This window comes from Phocaeicola faecalis (genome assembly GCF_021730445.1).
Classification (GTDB): domain Bacteria; phylum Bacteroidota; class Bacteroidia; order Bacteroidales; family Bacteroidaceae; genus Phocaeicola; species Phocaeicola faecalis.
Map to the genome: position 1 here is coordinate 64,233 of NZ_JADNRM010000001.1, position 14,959 is coordinate 79,191.

20 protein-coding genes and 1 pseudogene are annotated in these 14,959 nt (G+C 40.7%); 17 read left to right on the forward strand and 4 right to left on the reverse strand.

From position 1 onward, the window contains the following. Positions 1 to 8: 8 nt before the first annotated feature. From IR173_RS00280 to IR173_RS00290, 3 genes are all read right to left on the reverse strand, one after another. On the reverse strand, positions 9 to 578 hold the full coding sequence (locus IR173_RS00280; RefSeq protein ID WP_237037707.1) for a YdeI/OmpD-associated family protein: 570 nt from the start codon (positions 576 to 578) through the stop codon (positions 9 to 11). 61 nt (positions 579 to 639) lie between these two features. Then, positions 640 to 1,053, reverse strand: coding sequence for a putative toxin-antitoxin system toxin component, PIN family (locus IR173_RS00285; RefSeq protein ID WP_237037708.1), 414 nt, complete (start codon positions 1,051 to 1,053; stop codon positions 640 to 642). A 4-nt stretch (positions 1,054 to 1,057) separates the two neighbouring features. Continuing rightward, a complete protein-coding gene (locus IR173_RS00290) occupies positions 1,058 to 1,276 on the reverse strand; it encodes a dephospho-CoA kinase (RefSeq protein ID WP_237037709.1) in 219 nt (72 codons plus the stop codon). A gap of 339 nt (positions 1,277 to 1,615) precedes the next feature. Here IR173_RS00290 and IR173_RS00295 point away from each other — a divergent pair, with 339 nt between their 5' ends. Next, positions 1,616 to 1,966 (forward strand): DUF3795 domain-containing protein, encoded by a 351-nt coding sequence (locus IR173_RS00295; protein ID WP_237037710.1) that lies wholly within the window; start codon positions 1,616 to 1,618, stop codon positions 1,964 to 1,966. A 32-nt stretch (positions 1,967 to 1,998) separates the two neighbouring features. Then, on the forward strand, positions 1,999 to 2,457 hold the full coding sequence (locus IR173_RS00300; protein ID WP_237037711.1) for a hypothetical protein: 459 nt from the start codon (positions 1,999 to 2,001) through the stop codon (positions 2,455 to 2,457). Between the two features lie 112 nt (positions 2,458 to 2,569). On the opposite strand, the gene IR173_RS00305 is transcribed toward IR173_RS00300, so the two are convergent. Continuing rightward, a complete protein-coding gene (locus tag IR173_RS00305; RefSeq protein ID WP_237037712.1) occupies positions 2,570 to 3,889 on the reverse strand; it encodes an ACT domain-containing protein in 1,320 nt (439 codons plus the stop codon). 521 nt (positions 3,890 to 4,410) lie between these two features. Between IR173_RS00305 and IR173_RS00310 the strand changes: the two genes are divergently transcribed. From IR173_RS00310 to IR173_RS00380, 15 genes and pseudogenes are all read left to right on the forward strand, one after another. After that, the gene (locus IR173_RS00310; protein WP_237037713.1) at positions 4,411 to 5,022 is read left to right on the forward strand and encodes a TetR/AcrR family transcriptional regulator; all 612 of its coding nucleotides are present in this window, start codon (positions 4,411 to 4,413) and stop codon (positions 5,020 to 5,022) included. Positions 5,023 to 5,149: 127 nt separating this feature from the next. Beyond that, positions 5,150 to 5,608, forward strand: a complete 459-nt coding sequence (locus IR173_RS00315) for a hypothetical protein (protein WP_317207915.1) — start codon at positions 5,150 to 5,152, stop codon at positions 5,606 to 5,608. Between the two features lie 37 nt (positions 5,609 to 5,645). Further along, on the forward strand, positions 5,646 to 6,350 hold the full coding sequence (locus IR173_RS00320) for a hypothetical protein (RefSeq protein WP_237037715.1): 705 nt from the start codon (positions 5,646 to 5,648) through the stop codon (positions 6,348 to 6,350). A gap of 380 nt (positions 6,351 to 6,730) precedes the next feature. Next, positions 6,731 to 7,504 carry a DUF6261 family protein gene (locus IR173_RS00325; protein WP_237037716.1) on the forward strand — a complete coding sequence of 258 codons (774 nt, stop codon included), beginning with the start codon at positions 6,731 to 6,733 and terminating at the stop codon, positions 7,502 to 7,504. Between the two features lie 179 nt (positions 7,505 to 7,683). Then, positions 7,684 to 8,181 (forward strand): hypothetical protein, encoded by a 498-nt coding sequence (locus tag IR173_RS00330; RefSeq protein WP_237037717.1) that lies wholly within the window; start codon positions 7,684 to 7,686, stop codon positions 8,179 to 8,181. A gap of 58 nt (positions 8,182 to 8,239) precedes the next feature. After that, positions 8,240 to 8,818 carry a hypothetical protein gene (locus tag IR173_RS00335; RefSeq protein ID WP_237037718.1) on the forward strand — a complete coding sequence of 193 codons (579 nt, stop codon included), beginning with the start codon at positions 8,240 to 8,242 and terminating at the stop codon, positions 8,816 to 8,818. 83 nt (positions 8,819 to 8,901) lie between these two features. Further along, positions 8,902 to 9,333: a hypothetical protein gene (locus IR173_RS00340; protein ID WP_237037719.1), complete on the forward strand. Its 432-nt coding sequence runs from the start codon at positions 8,902 to 8,904 to the stop codon at positions 9,331 to 9,333. A 208-nt stretch (positions 9,334 to 9,541) separates the two neighbouring features. Continuing rightward, positions 9,542 to 9,862 carry a hypothetical protein gene (locus IR173_RS00345; RefSeq protein WP_237037720.1) on the forward strand — a complete coding sequence of 107 codons (321 nt, stop codon included), beginning with the start codon at positions 9,542 to 9,544 and terminating at the stop codon, positions 9,860 to 9,862. A 221-nt stretch (positions 9,863 to 10,083) separates the two neighbouring features. Continuing rightward, positions 10,084 to 10,965: a hypothetical protein gene (locus IR173_RS00350; RefSeq protein ID WP_237037721.1), complete on the forward strand. Its 882-nt coding sequence runs from the start codon at positions 10,084 to 10,086 to the stop codon at positions 10,963 to 10,965. 23 nt (positions 10,966 to 10,988) lie between these two features. Further along, on the forward strand, positions 10,989 to 11,291 hold the full coding sequence (locus IR173_RS00355; protein ID WP_237037722.1) for a hypothetical protein: 303 nt from the start codon (positions 10,989 to 10,991) through the stop codon (positions 11,289 to 11,291). A 70-nt stretch (positions 11,292 to 11,361) separates the two neighbouring features. Next, positions 11,362 to 11,898 (forward strand): DUF4303 domain-containing protein, encoded by a 537-nt coding sequence (locus tag IR173_RS00360; protein ID WP_237037723.1) that lies wholly within the window; start codon positions 11,362 to 11,364, stop codon positions 11,896 to 11,898. A 75-nt stretch (positions 11,899 to 11,973) separates the two neighbouring features. Continuing rightward, positions 11,974 to 12,459 carry a hypothetical protein gene (locus IR173_RS00365; protein WP_237037724.1) on the forward strand — a complete coding sequence of 162 codons (486 nt, stop codon included), beginning with the start codon at positions 11,974 to 11,976 and terminating at the stop codon, positions 12,457 to 12,459. A gap of 49 nt (positions 12,460 to 12,508) precedes the next feature. Next, positions 12,509 to 13,135, forward strand: a complete 627-nt coding sequence (locus IR173_RS00370; protein ID WP_237037725.1) for a hypothetical protein — start codon at positions 12,509 to 12,511, stop codon at positions 13,133 to 13,135. Between the two features lie 96 nt (positions 13,136 to 13,231). Continuing rightward, complete coding sequence (locus tag IR173_RS00375; RefSeq protein ID WP_237037726.1) at positions 13,232 to 13,990, forward strand: DUF4261 domain-containing protein; 759 nt, start codon at positions 13,232 to 13,234, stop codon at positions 13,988 to 13,990. A 494-nt stretch (positions 13,991 to 14,484) separates the two neighbouring features. After that, positions 14,485 to 14,935, forward strand: a pseudogene (locus IR173_RS00380) (MobV family relaxase); the annotation flags it as partial. Positions 14,936 to 14,959 lie beyond the last annotated feature (24 nt).

Here is a 14,959-nt window from a genome sequence, read left to right on the forward strand (position 1 = left end):
TTTTTATACTAATAGTATTTCCCAATTCCGCCATATCCTGTTATTGTTTTATTCTCCTTTGTTTTTTTAATGAAATGGTTTAACCGCTTCTCAAATTCTTCAGGGCGTGTCCTCGCGGCTTCAATGTATGCAATACGGATTCGCTGATAGGAATCGGAAAACTGTTGATAGTTTTTCCACACTATTTTATCTTCTTTCAATTTGTCGATTATGTCACTGGGGAAAATGAAAGGTTCAGATAACACAGTCTGTATTTTAGCCTTAAACCGGGGATGTATCCTGTCATTTTCCAATAGCCATTTAAGCCTTTCTTTGTTGGCTTGCGAATAAGTGCTTTTAGGATTTCTGGGAGTGAAACGCTGAATTTTATGATCCTTGTCAAGAGGTCTTATCGTACTGTCAATCCATTCGAAACATAGAGCTTCCTCAACCGCATCATTGTATAGGATAGATTTTTCACCTGATGACTTGCCGGGAAATACAAACCATATTTCATTAGCAGTGTCAAAATTATCCATTAACCACTTTCTCCAATCTTCCCGGTTCTCAAAATACTTTATTTTATTTTCTGTTGTCATAACAAGTCGGTTGCACTAAAAAGGTTTTGATGAATAAATAAAACTTTGAAAATCAGTTAATTTATTCGGCATTCAAGACTTTAATAAATTCCTCTATATTGATTACATCAATTGCAGGAAAAGAGATTTCTTTTAATACATTGAAATGGTGGTCCTCTGTTACAATATAAGTAGCATTAGCCGCTATTGCACAATCGACAAACTTATTATCATCTTCGTCTGACTTTATCAGTCGAAAATGATAATGTGGGTCTACTTTCCGTATATTCTCCCTTGTCAATATGGCGTAAACAATACTTTCTGCCAAATGCCGATTTATATTTCTCGCCATGACTTCCAAATATTCTTCAATTATTTCATTGGTAATACATAAAATGTATTCATAATTTAAGAATCCCTGCCATACCCTATTATAAATACCCTTAGCCGAAATAGACATTATCAGGCTATTAGTATCAAGTACAATATTTTGCATCGCTCTATTTATAAGGAGTACGTTCATGTAAGTTACGAAAACTCTCCACTTTGTTTTCATCCAATTGGCCGCTTTCCCATAAACGGTCAATTTCTTCTTGAGCCTGTTTTGCAAAATAGTCAGAAATAACTTTCTTTAATTGGCTAAGTGCTTCCGGACTATCCACAAAAGACATCATTTCAAGAAGTTCCATTTGAGCAGGATTGAATACTGTTCTTTCCATAATTCGTTTCTTTTATTGTTTTGATAAGTACAAAAATACTCATAATCCTCATTATCACATTACCCTTTCTGTTTTTTTATAAATATTATCCTCATAATTCTATAAGAAAGGCACATTACAATCTTTCAGCTTCCCCCTCCCCCCAAAAAATATTTCCCAATCATAGTTTTATGAAATAAAGCCAAGTCCTACTTTACTTTCAATTAAATTCCATATATTCACACCCGAATAAGAATCCGGTGTATCACACCCCAATTTGATAGAAACGAATTTTGCATAAGAACCTATTCCAAAAGGTAAAGAATAACTCAAGAAAACAACCATTAAAAAAACGAAATAATGAAACAATTAATCGCCTGTTGCGGACTGGATTGCGAAAACTGCGACGCCCGCATAGCCACTGTCACGAATGACGATGCGCTGAGAGAAAAAACCGCCAAAGAGTGGAGCGTGATGAACAATGCACCGCAAATTACAGCAGAAACCATCCATTGCATGGGCTGCCGCACCGATGGAGCCAAATTTGCATTTTGCAGTGAATATTGCGAAATCCGTAAGTGTGTCCATGCGAAAGGATTTAACACCTGTGGAGACTGTAAAGAGTTGGATAACTGCCCGATAGTGGGTGCTGTCTTTCAACATGCTCCCGGGGCAAAAGAAAACCTTATAAGTACTTCGGCAACTATATGAGACCTGTCACAAAAATAATGAAACGAATAAGTATGATAGATTTAAAAAAAATTGGTCTATTATTTTTTTGTATAATCATAGCTTTTGATGGATTTTCCCAAACATTTAAGAAGAAAGAAATGGACATTCAAACAAATAAATTGAAGGAAGTAATAAAGAATTGGATTGTCAATATTGATAAAACAGAAGACTTGCCTTTAGATATTGTAGCATTGAGCTTTAATCTTTATGAACCGTACAGCATAGAGCTCGTTGGTTCTGCTCGGTTTGATGAAGAAGACGAAGATTGGGCATGTGACGAAGATTTTGAACCTGTTCAAAGAAGGTGTCCCGGTTTCGAGCTTTCAGATAATTTGGAATGGCAGGAAGTATTAGAGATTGTTGTAGCTACCCTTAAAAACTTAATCAAAGAGCTTCCTGATTTAAGGCTGTTTAAAGTCGAACACATAGCAGTGGGATTTGTGGATGGCAGTTTGACAATTATAAAATGACAGGAGTTAAAAAGTTGTTTTGATAGTTTTCCCACACAAAGAAAAACAGAGCGTGATGCAAACCCCGGTTGTTCGGATAGCTCGTTGCGCTCTGTTCAAATCTGTTTTCTATTTATGCATTTTTACATTCGTCGCTTTTCCTTAAAAAAGCGCCTTCCAGCTCCCTTACCGCCTGCTCCCTGTCCTTTTCCCGAACCACTACCGACACATTGTGATTACTGCTTCCATAAGAAATCTGATAAAGCGGAATGTGACATAACACATTGATAATGTGCGCCTCCATGCCCGTATGCTCCCACGACAAATTGCCGATGACACTCACCACAGCCATGTCCGTTTCAATGCCCACCTCGGCATATTTGCCCAATTCCCGATAAATAAACCGCAACGTATCACTGCTGCAACTCACCGCCACGGATATGTTGACATTCGAGGTGGACGCCGAATGAATCAGCACTTTATATCTTTCGAAAGTGTCAAATACTTTTCCGATAAAAAGAGAGGCGTTCAGTATTTCCAGCGATTTCAGTTTGATAAACGCCACTTGGCGGCGCGAAACAAGGGCTTTCACCCCCTGCCCCATCCTTTCGGCAGAAATCAGTAATTCGTTTTCATCGGAAAACGGAAGCCTTTGCAGGGCGATGGCCATTCCTGCCGAACGTGCCAATGCAATGCACTCGGCGGAGATAAATCTAGCTCCGCAGTCAATCAGGTTTTCCGCTTCGCCAAACGTTATGGAATGCGTTTGTCGCATTTTTATATTGCCGTTCAGCACGCCGCCGGAGGTGTAAAGCACCACCTCTGTCGCGTGGAAAACCGCTCCGGTCAATGCGGCATAATAATCCGTGCCGCCGTGGGGCAGAAGGCAGGTTTCATTATATACATTCATGCACAGGGCGTTTTGAGTGATATATAGGGGGACGTCGGGAAGCCCTTTCATCAGCTCTTCCACGTTTTTGCGGGAGTTTTCCATATCCGGTTTCCTGTCGATGCCAAGACGCAGGAATTTGCACGAATGGAGTACGCAATTTTCTTTCCCCCGCATCCGCAAAAGGTGGGAAAGAAACAAGCTGGATATAATAGCCCCCTGAGCCATTATATCGCGGTCGTCTACCAGACGCGGAGCCTCGTTGCATAAATCCGCCATCTGCCGGATGTGTATTTTTATATCTTTCTCCGCTTCTTCTCGCCGGCCTTCCGAAACAATCATCCGGTTCAGCCAGTCCATACAGTCATCTGACAAGGACTGCACTTCTCTCAGGGCGTCTTCTATCTCGATATGGAACAAGCTGATGGATATTTTTTGAATTTTATCGGCAATATCTGTGAATGTGTCAAGAACAATGACGCAGGAAATGTCGGTCTTGATATTTTCTGTCATGCACACCAGGTCGAGCGGTGTTTTAATATTTTCCAAACTATAAATTTTCATCGTTTTTATTTTTTTTATGGGTTCCATGAATCTTTTTTCTTTTCCATTTTAGAAAGCTTTTTTCCAAAATGGAAGGCAGCGGACTGCAACACTCGTTTTTAATCTTTTATATTTCAATGTTTTAGCATTTTGGTTCTGTTTTTCGGTTCTCATTCTACAGTAGAATGTTCCAAAAGGATGCCAAAGCGGTGAGGGAGGTTAAAAAGAGGTGTGGAAAGAGTAAATCTTTCAAAAGGGACAGCGAAGCCAATAACAATGCTGATGAAAATTTAAACAGCTCTAACAGGCATGAGTAAAAATAAAATCTTATATTAGCAGCCGGAAACATTAAAAGCCTGTTTAAATTTCCATTGAAGCCCGGTCTTTATGCCATCCTGCGCATCGCGAGGAATCCGTAAACCGTTTTCGGATTTCTCATCCCCTACTCCGCTGCTTCATTCGCAGGGAAAGGACAATGTTCGGAATGGCCACGACAAAGCCGGTGAAAATTGGAACAGGCCCTAAAAAAAACAGAAAAAAATATGATAACGAACAGGGATGAAGTGCTGGATAACGCATTCAGGGTATTTGTAAGGATGAATTACGAAAAAGCCAGTTTTACGGAGATAGCCAAGGCATGCGGCTTGTCGAGGGCAGGCATCATTTATTACTTTCCCTACAAGCAGGATTTGTTTATGGCCGTCGCGGATAAATTTGTATTCAGGGCGCAACAACCCGAAAATAAGTTCGACCTGACGGCAGGCACCCTTGCCGAATTTATCGAACAATATATACAAGGTGTGACAACCACCATGAAGCGCATCAAGCTGTTGGTGGACGAAGACCACACCCCCAACGATTGCAGCCTGAACTTTTATTATTATAATTTCTTTGCCCAAGTGAGAATGTATTATCCCAATGCGCAGCAAAAAATAGCCCGGCTCTACGAGCAGGAATTCCGCCTATGGGCCGACGTCATACAGCGTGCCAAGGACAGCGGCGAACTCCGTCCCGACACCGATGTCAGGAAATCCGCCGTGCTGTTCCGGCAGACATTTATGGGGATGGGCTACGAACACTCTTTCCTGAACGGACTGGACATTGCCCAACTTACCGAGACTTTCCACTATATCTACTCCCTGCTGAAAGCCTGATTTTCAGTATCTAGCCTTTTAACGCACAAAAACCAAACGATTGTTTTGTTTTTCTTCTTTCTTTCCCATATATTTGCAGCGGAGGCATTTAAAATACCTCTCCATTCATTACTTAAAACTATACAAAATGAAAATGCTGAAATTCTTATTTGTGGCAGTCGGCATCCTGTTACTATCCTGCCCGGCTGCATCCGCCCGGGGTGCGAGAATCCCCTTCGGCGACCGCGAAGTGTTAACCAAAGTGGCGGATTTGCCCGATACCGAGGACTACCGGACCGACGACGGAAACTACATCGACCTGGCCACCCTTCACCGGGAGTTCAACATTGCCTACCTGCTGCCCCTGTACATTGAGGAAGAACCCCGTCTGGTGGGCTATTGCGGCAAAGAAGACACCTATTATGAGCTGACGGAAGAGCAGCTTGCCGCCATCTTGGAAGAGAACCGCCTGGACGGGAAAGAACTGAACAAACTGGGCTTCTACACCCGTTATGGCGGCAAAGTGGTGGGGCTTGTGCTCCTTGTCCTCATCGGCCGGGGAATCGCTCCGCGAAAGAAGAAAAATGTGGAAGCGACCGAAGTTTGAAATCACAGATTTAATAACATAAATAAAAACAAAAACCATGACATTCTATTACATTATCTTCATCGTCTTCGTAGTCCTGTACGTGGGCTATTATCAATTCTACCTGAAACGTAAAAACGCAAGACAGGCAGAGGAAGTGAGCAAAGCGGACTTCAAAGCTGAATTTGCCAACGCTTCCCTCTATCGGCAAAACCTTCTCGCCACCGACCTCTCTTTCCTGAAAAAAGCGATGGGAGAAGAAACCATCGACGCCTTCAACTATGCCAATGCCGAAACCAGCGTAGCGAGCGCCCTGAAGGAAGGAGTAAAAGACCGCCTGAAAGGAATGGCAACCCTCGGCACAGTCCGTTTCACCACCGTAAACACGCCCAAATATCTGGTTTTAAGCGGTGACAACCTGCACCTGCTGGACACTGATACGGACGGTGAAATCGACCGTCACCTCATCTTCAACCGCTCCCGGCTGGAAAACTCCCGACTGGCCGAAATCCCCCTCGAAGGGCAGTTGAAAGCACAGGCCATGGCACGCGGAGAGAACGTGCGCGTCTACAAACTTTCATTGCAGACGGACGGCAAGCCGGTGGAACTTATCCTCTACTCCTGCCTGATATTCACGGAGATACCGGAAATTCCGACCGACCCCGCAGAAACGGTGCAGGCCATCGTCATAGCCAACGATTTCCTGAAACAACTGGGCGACAAATACCCCAATCTGAAAGTCACTCTACCGATATTCGGTTGACAAGGCCGGAAACCTTGTCGCGGTCTTCAAAAAGTTCTCTGTGATGCAGGAAACGTGGTTTTCGGGATAAAATCGGCTTTTTCGCCCCCGGAAACCGCGTTTTTTGCATCCCCATGAATCTTTTGTACACAGAAACAACGTTTGTAGCATAAAAATGCTTACTTTTGAACAGGAAACCGCAAGGACGAGGCCGCGACCAGCGTCGTGCTCCCCGAAACCGCGTTTCCGAGTCCGCAACGAATGTTTTGCCCCGGGAAACTCTCTTTCTAGCTCCAAAAAATCCGCAGTGAACCCCGGAACGCCCGATTTCCTTGTCAAAAAGAACAACAAACCGCCGGAAACCCGGTTTTCGGCAAAACATTAATTTAAATCGCATAGAAATGAAACAGATTGAAAACATCAGCCTCGAACGTATGAATAACGGCGCGCACTACATGTACCTCACCAACGTAATGGCTCATGCCGATGCCGACGAAAAAGTGAAAACCGCCACCACCGCCCTGCTCGCCACCCTGCGCAGCGCATGGCAGGCAGAGGACGAAGCGTTGAAGACTTCGCAGAAAAGCCTGTTGACCGACGACATTGTGGAAGCCGACCACCTGCGCGACTCCCTTTACAGCGGTTACCGCAAGGCCGTTGCCGGATTCAAGGATTTCCCCGTGGAGCCGATGGCGCAGGCCTACCGCACGCTGTGGCAGCATTTGAAAGATTATAACATCAATCCTTCCGCTCAACTGGATAAGGAAACAGGTCTGCTCATCAATTTTGTTGACGACTTGGAAATCAAGTACAAGTCTCAGGTGGAAGCGTTGGGCCTTACCGCCTTTGTCGCCCAACTGAAGGTGGCAAACGAACGTGTGCGCACGCTCACCGCCAGCCGTACAGACGAGCGCACCACGCAGACGGTGGGTGCCATGAAGTCGGCCCGCGCCGCCTCGGATGCCGCTTACCGCGAGTTTGTCCGCATGGTGAACGCATTGGCTCTGGTGCAGGGTGAAGCCGATTTTGCCAATTTCATTGACTACATGAACACTGAAATCGTGCACTATAAGCGCGAGGTTATCGGGCAGAAGGCTGCCAAGCCTGCCGCTTCTGCCAACGGCGGAAACAAGGGGGAGAATGAGAAGGGCGAGGCATCCGAACCTACGGTTTAATGTGAACCGTATGAGGATGGTCAGAAAGTAATGACTGCACCTGACTGGTGTCGGTTGCTAAGGTAACCGATGCCGGTGGGGGTGGTTATTAGAGATTAGGAACCACACCTGTTGGGTGTCGGTTATTTCGATAACCGATACCCAACAGTGTTCTTATAAATACATTACCGATAAATGATATGATACAAGAACATTGGAATAAACAAGAGATAGTCGGATTAGATGGTTTTTTCCATAACACAGGAAAAGTACATAACCTATACATAGAGTCAAAACGAAATACTCAAGCTATAACTACCTATGGGAAAGTGTATGACTTATTGTTTCAATCCGAAACAACCATTGATAAATTGATAGAACAGCATTCCGACAATATATGGGTATCATTCGATGTTTTCGGAGAATTGCTGTTAGACAATGGAAATCATTATTTATATGGTGAAGGTGGAATGGGTAATGAGGGATTCATAATAAAACTCGATTCATCGGGGCAAGTGTTATGGACATTCTTTTCTACAACATCTAATCCGTTTGTTAATAACAAGGTGTTAGATAAAAATCTTTTCGGATTTGTATCAACACATGGATTTATTTTGGTCGTAGATGATAGCAATGAGAACTATCCAAGGTTCTATATTATAAATCCAGATTTTGAGGATGATAAAATATATCGGTAACAACGAAAGATAGCATCTAACGAAGCTCCTTTCTAACCATTAGCTGTAATTATACCATATGAAAATCTATGAGAATAAAATATTGAGAATACTTGGATTTGTTTTTATCTGGATTTATGTATTCGGTGTGGGCATTTGCTTTGCTGCAAAATGGTATGCTGTCGGAATATCAGGAGCTATTTTATTGGTTGTTTGGTTGAATTCCGGGCTTATTGGCGATGCCATTTATAGATATAGAATTAGACAAGCAACAAAACAAATAAAGAAATGTGGAATACGATTATTCGTTGATTTAAGCCAATGCAAGGTCACTGCACAGAAATCGCATACCAAGAAATCGAGGATGCAAGAACCCATATTCGGGGTACTCAATTCATCGGAAATCCAATTTTGGAATAGTGTCAGCGGTCATCTATTCCCCGACATTTATCATAGGGAACAAATAGTGTCCACTGCAATATGCACCGTAACATACACGACCAAGTACAACGGAAAGACGAAAACATTTCGCAGCGATGCAATCTTGAAGGAAAAGGTTTCATTGGAAATGCTATTGCAACACTATGGAACGGCAACGATTTACATAAATCCGAAGAATGACACTCAATATTATTTTGATTTGGATTTTCTAAAATAGATACAGCTAACAACGCAGGATAACGGACAAGCCGTTCCCTGCTAAACATTAGTAGCAATAGTGCAATTACAAAAGGGCAATATATGGAAGAAGAAGTAAAACAATATTTGCAACATCGGTATCAATGGAAAGGAGAGCCGATAATTGATACAGATTATCTATTGGATTTATATTTCCGGGCAAATTATTACCCAACAGATAAACTAATGGATTTCTTATGCAATTTCTATGGGTACAAGATAGCTTTCCCACAATCAGATATTGATTTCCAAGTGGAGAAAGTGTTAAAGGACTATCCATATAAATATCTGCATCCTGTATTAACGAGAAAACTATCGGTTACATCCATTGTTCCATTTGCTGAAATATATGCAGGTCACATGGTGCTGGTTTCAGATGAGAGCGAGAATATATACGGAGTGTATGATGATGAAATATTGTTATACGGGAAAAATTATAATAAGCTGATGAGCCTTTTATATCGCAATGAAGATAAAGGTAAATTAAGCTACTAACGACGAAAGATAGCATCTGACGATGCTCCTTTCTAACCATTATCCATAAATAGTTCAATATATGAATAAAATAAAGAACAAAGAATATGTAATTCCTACACGAGAAGTATTTATTATATATTATTATTGCAATCGAACTTGTGTAATCAGCGTTGATGATTTCTTGAACCTTGTGGAAACTCANCATTATCCATAAATAGTTCAATATATGAATAAAATAAAGAACAAAGAATATGTAATTCCTACACGAGAAGTATTTATTATATATTATTATTGCAATCGAACTTGTGTAATCAGCGTTGATGATTTCTTGAACCTTGTGGAAACTCAAATAAGACTTGATTTCAATAGTTTCAAAAAATCACAGATAATATTGTTAGAAGATGATTTTAATAATTTTATATCTGATTGCAATATCACAGACAACATTGTCAATACATATAAATATGAGGAAGATTGGAGTTTAACCTATGACTTTATAGAAACAAATAATCACTTTATTCTACGTGAATGGGAAACAACGGCATAAACATATGGATAACAAAGCGTGATAACGCTTGAACAGCGTTCCCCGCTTGACATTATCNTATAAATATGAGGAAGATTGGAGTTTAACCTATGACTTTATAGAAACAAATAATCACTTTATTCTACGTGAATGGGAAACAACGGCATAAACATATGGATAACAAAGCGTGATAACGCTTGAACAGCGTTCCCCGCTTGACATTATCAATAAAAAAGTTGAGTATGCGAATACATGATTCTGAAACAAATAAATGCAAGAAAAAGCTAATGCTCGAACCCAAAGAGTTTGAGCAAGGTATAGAATATGCCCTTGCAAATGATTGTGACGGTTTACAGATTGACACATGGAATATTGATGATGATGCGGTAATGGATTTCAAACTTTTTGAGAAAGTCGCTAATCAAATTGTATTCCTATCTTTTATGAATATTAATACTACGAATGTAGCCAACTTTGAATATATGTACTCCCTTGAAAGATTAGAAACATTCTATTGTCAGCAAGTGGATTTACATATAGATTTCACTCGTTTTTCATCACTCCGAAATATTGGGATTTTTTATAATAAGAACTTCCTGAACTTGGATAAGTTGGAACAATTAGAAAGTGCGGTTATTAGTAAATTGACTGAAAAAGATATGTCATTGTTTTCCAACTGGAAATCTATAAAAACATTACATATCTATCAATCACAAATAGAATGTTTGAAAGGCATAGAAGATTTAATTCAAATTGATACATTAGTTTTTGCACATAACAGAAAGCTAATCGACATTAGTAGTATCAACCGTTTAGATTATATCGGAGAGGTTTCATTTGAGAAGAATAGTAAGCTACGTGATTATTCCGTGTTGGCAGACAATCAGAATATTCACAATCTTTTTATTTCAGATTTGGACGATTTGAAATTTATCCAAAGCATGAAATCCTTGTTATCATTCAGATTTTGGAATTGTAAAAACGGCGACTTATCTCCTTTGTTGGGAAATCCCATATTAAAGGATGTGTACTTCACACCTAACAAGAAACATTATTCGCATACATTAGAACAGATTAAAATATTGATAACGAGGCGTGATAACGCTTACAGCGTTCCCCACTAAGCCATTACCGATAAAAAAATATAATGGATAAGTTGAATATAAAAGATTTGGAAGTAAAAAAACAATTAGGCTACAAAGATATTGTAGTTAAATTGTATAATATTCCGGTCAAACATAGATGTAATAGAAACATCGTTGGGGTAAATCTGCAAGGAGAAATAGTATGGCAAGTTGCAGATGTGAACCCCAATTTAGATGCTCCTTTTATTGATATAATGCCGTTCGACAATAAAAAAGTAAAGGCATATAATTGGCTCGGAGCTTATTATTACATTAATGTATTAGACGGAAAAATAGAAATACTTCCAAAACAAAGGTTGTGGTAATAAAATATCGGTAACAACGAAAGGTAGTATCTAACGATACTCCTTTCTAACCATTACCAACAGTAGCATTATGGATAAAGAAACAGAAAAACTTACAGCAGCAATAACAGAAGCCGCAAGAATGGCTTTCCAAAAGTTGTTTAATAATGGAGAACATTTCTATTATTGTGTGCTTTTGACAACAGGAGAAGGTCTTGCTCCCATTATTTCCGCATGGTCTTGGGAAGCATTAGACAGAGTATCACAAAAATATTCCAAAACATACGCACAAGATGTAAAGTGGTCTTATGCAGACTCTCCCTATTTTGCTTTTGGAGATAACGAATATTTTGGTGATGTTAAACAACTTTTTGAACATAGAGCAAACATTGATAATCTGAATGATGAAGCATGGAAAAAAGAATTGGATTTCAGGCTAATGGTAATGGTAAAAGCAATGTCAATTCTTGATAAAGAGGAATTGTTTGCGCAAAATCAATCACGCAAGAATATTTTGATAAATGTAGAATTGATGCCGCCTGATGCTTCAAATACGCAAAGGGCTTTAGAGTTAAACAATCCAGAAGATATTGAAGATTATCTTCAAGAAGCTGCTGAAAGTGAATAATTAAGTTGGTAACAAGGAAAGATAACCCCTAAACGGCGTTCCTTTCCAAACCATTATCGTTAATTCATGTAGAATATGCAAATAGAATATGAACAATTATCTGACTGGGAAAAAATAGAATTTCTAAAACAGATAGAATTTAATGAACAACCGAATAAATGGAAACTTATATCAACCATTATAACTAATTCGGAAGAATTTGATTTGGTGAGAATAGAGGCTCTAAAAATATTGGAGATAGCTTCTTTTGCCCAATCAGATAAAGAAATCGTATCGCAATCCCTTTTATGGGTTCTTAGGCATGAGAAAGATTATGATGTGAGAAACTATGCTGCTTGTGCTGCTATAAACTTCACTGAATATATGGATATTCAAAAAGAAATCATAAATGGAGTATTAGATATACATGAAGATATAGATATTAGATATGCTTTCTTTTCAGCTTTAGAAGTCATGCCTAATAGTATCAAATCCGATGTACTACAAAGATTGCAAACTGATAAAGTGTTAGGCAAGTCAGCGATACGAAACATAAAAGATAACGATAACAAACCGGGATAACGCTTACAGCGTTCCCCGCTTAGCCATTAGCTACAAACGAATAAAAGTCATGAAACAGGAAATTATAAACCGAATAAAGCAATTAGGTGGTAATATTGCCAATGTAAAAGGAATGTCTTTACAGGAAGATTTATGCGCCATAACTTTCAATACAGCATTGTATAAAAAGCCAATAGATACGCCTTGGTTGTCTGCCGAAGACACAGAGCCAATTATGGGTGTAGGTGATTGGGTGGATGAAAATATAGAATTGTTCAATTATGATAGAGAGGCATTTTATAAGAAAATGGTAGATGCCTACTATACATTAAGTGAAGAACCTCGTGGACAATTATTTTGGGTAGCTAAACCTTTCACTCCACTTCAAAAAGGCACGAAAGATTTTGAAGATTGGAATGATTGGTTTTCCGATGATGATGTAGATTTGGACGAAATCATCCAACATTCAAACTGTGCCACTCCTAACTTTGTGGGATTGCTTTGTACAGAGAGTTATCCCAATTATCATTACATCTGTTTATCAGACCTTAATCCCGACAATCCAATAGTGTGGGGCACAGACCATGAGGTGTTTTTTACAGAGGTTACTAATGAAGGAACATTGGAAGATTTCCTAAATAAGTTCATGACTAAAGAGAAGTTTATAGATATTGTAAAACGAAAAATGGAGCAATAAGGAACGTAGCTAACAAGGTCGAGCCAACAGCTAAACGCTGTTTCTCACCACCCCATTATGCGCTAAAGATATAATATTCTAAAAAACAACAAGAACATGAAAGAGGAAAATTATCCAACCGGAGCTTTTGTAGCCTCTGTGCTATTATCAGAGAATGAATGGGATATAAAAAAACTTATCAACGACTGCAAGGCCGAATGGAACATAGAAATTCCATATGAAGGCAATGACGAAGCGTTGGTAGCTGTTATGGGCGATGTTACACTTGCGGTAGCCATTATGCCGGCACCTGTTCCTAATCAAGAAGCAGAACTTTATGCAGGAGCGAATTATATGTGGGAAGATGCAGTAGAAGTGACTAAAAGCCACAAAGCACATCTCTTGGTTTCTGTATCAGGAAAAGATGCAAATCTATTGGAACGAGGGAAACTATTTACAAAAGTCGTTTCTTCATGCCTCAAACAAGAAAGAGCCATTGCGGTCTATACCGATGGCTCTGTGTTCCAACCCCAGTTTTATTGCGATGTTGCATCTGTTATGCAGCAAGATGATGAAGCATTGCCAATATTGGATTGGGTGTGGTTTGGGGTATATCGCACCGAAGAATGTGCAGGTATATATACCTACGGAATGAGAAAATTTGGCAAAGAAGAAATGGAGGTCTATGCTACCAATGCCGACTTGAATGATGTCCGCGATTTCCTGTTTGATATAGTTACATATGTTTTAGACTGCGATGTAACTTTGAATGACGGCGAAACCATCGGATTCTCAGAAGAACAAAAGCTCGGTATCACCCTTAGTGATGCGGTTGCATTGGACGGCAAGAGCTTGAAACTTGAATATCCACAATAAGAAGGCGCATAACAAGCGGATAAATCTCCCTTAACGGTCGATTATCCGCCGAACATGTTTGCCCTGCATGTGTAGTAACTATAGGGTGCAAGTCCCGAACGAGCCCTGATAGTGGGAATCGTTAGCCAAGAGCAAGGGTGTCCACCGTGAAGGGGAATCCGAAGGAAGCCGGAGGCAAATTCTCGGTCTGACGCACAGAAACCGGATATAAGACAGTCGCAAGTGGACCAGTCTGCATGTCAAGGCAAAGTCCGATAGCTATCCGAAACTTGCGGTTGTGAATCCGGCAGATGGATGAGATGAAAGTTACTGCTCTTAACGGGGGAGGTCTCNCCCTGACTGCGTGGGCGAAGGGATGAACATTAAACGGTCTGACTACTATATATTAAGGTTGACGTGTTGAGAGCAGCCCACCCCTGAAAATGGGGGCTTCCGCTGAAAGAGTACGTTGGAAACGGAAAGTAGCAGCGAGTAAGCGCGGAATGTCACCTTGCATACAGACCATGCAGACCGACCACAGCCGATAAATGGCGGAAGCACCGCAGGGAGATAGCGGACAAGGAAGCGAGGCGCAAGGAGGAAATATCGTTTCTGAAAACGGTAATCGCAAGGGCGGCGGCATGGTTTCCCTATTTCCGTGAAATGCTCCGTATCGAAAACCTCAGCCGCCTTGTCGGGTTCAGCGACGGGCAGACGGCAACGCTCGTCAAGGGAAAGCTGTTGGAGTATGCAGAGGAACGCTATTCGGAGGAACACGGACGGAAATTCAAGACCGAAAAGGCTGGGGTTCAAGTGATGAAAGACCCGACGGACGGGATAAAATTAGTTCTTGCCATCGACCGAAAGCTCATTGCCGAGTGGTTCAAAGAGCAATTTGAGAAACTTCGGCAGAACATACACCGACCCATGCAGCCGCAAAGGAAAGGCAGGGAGATGAAGTTATAATCGTTTTATCTCGCTGGAAAACAA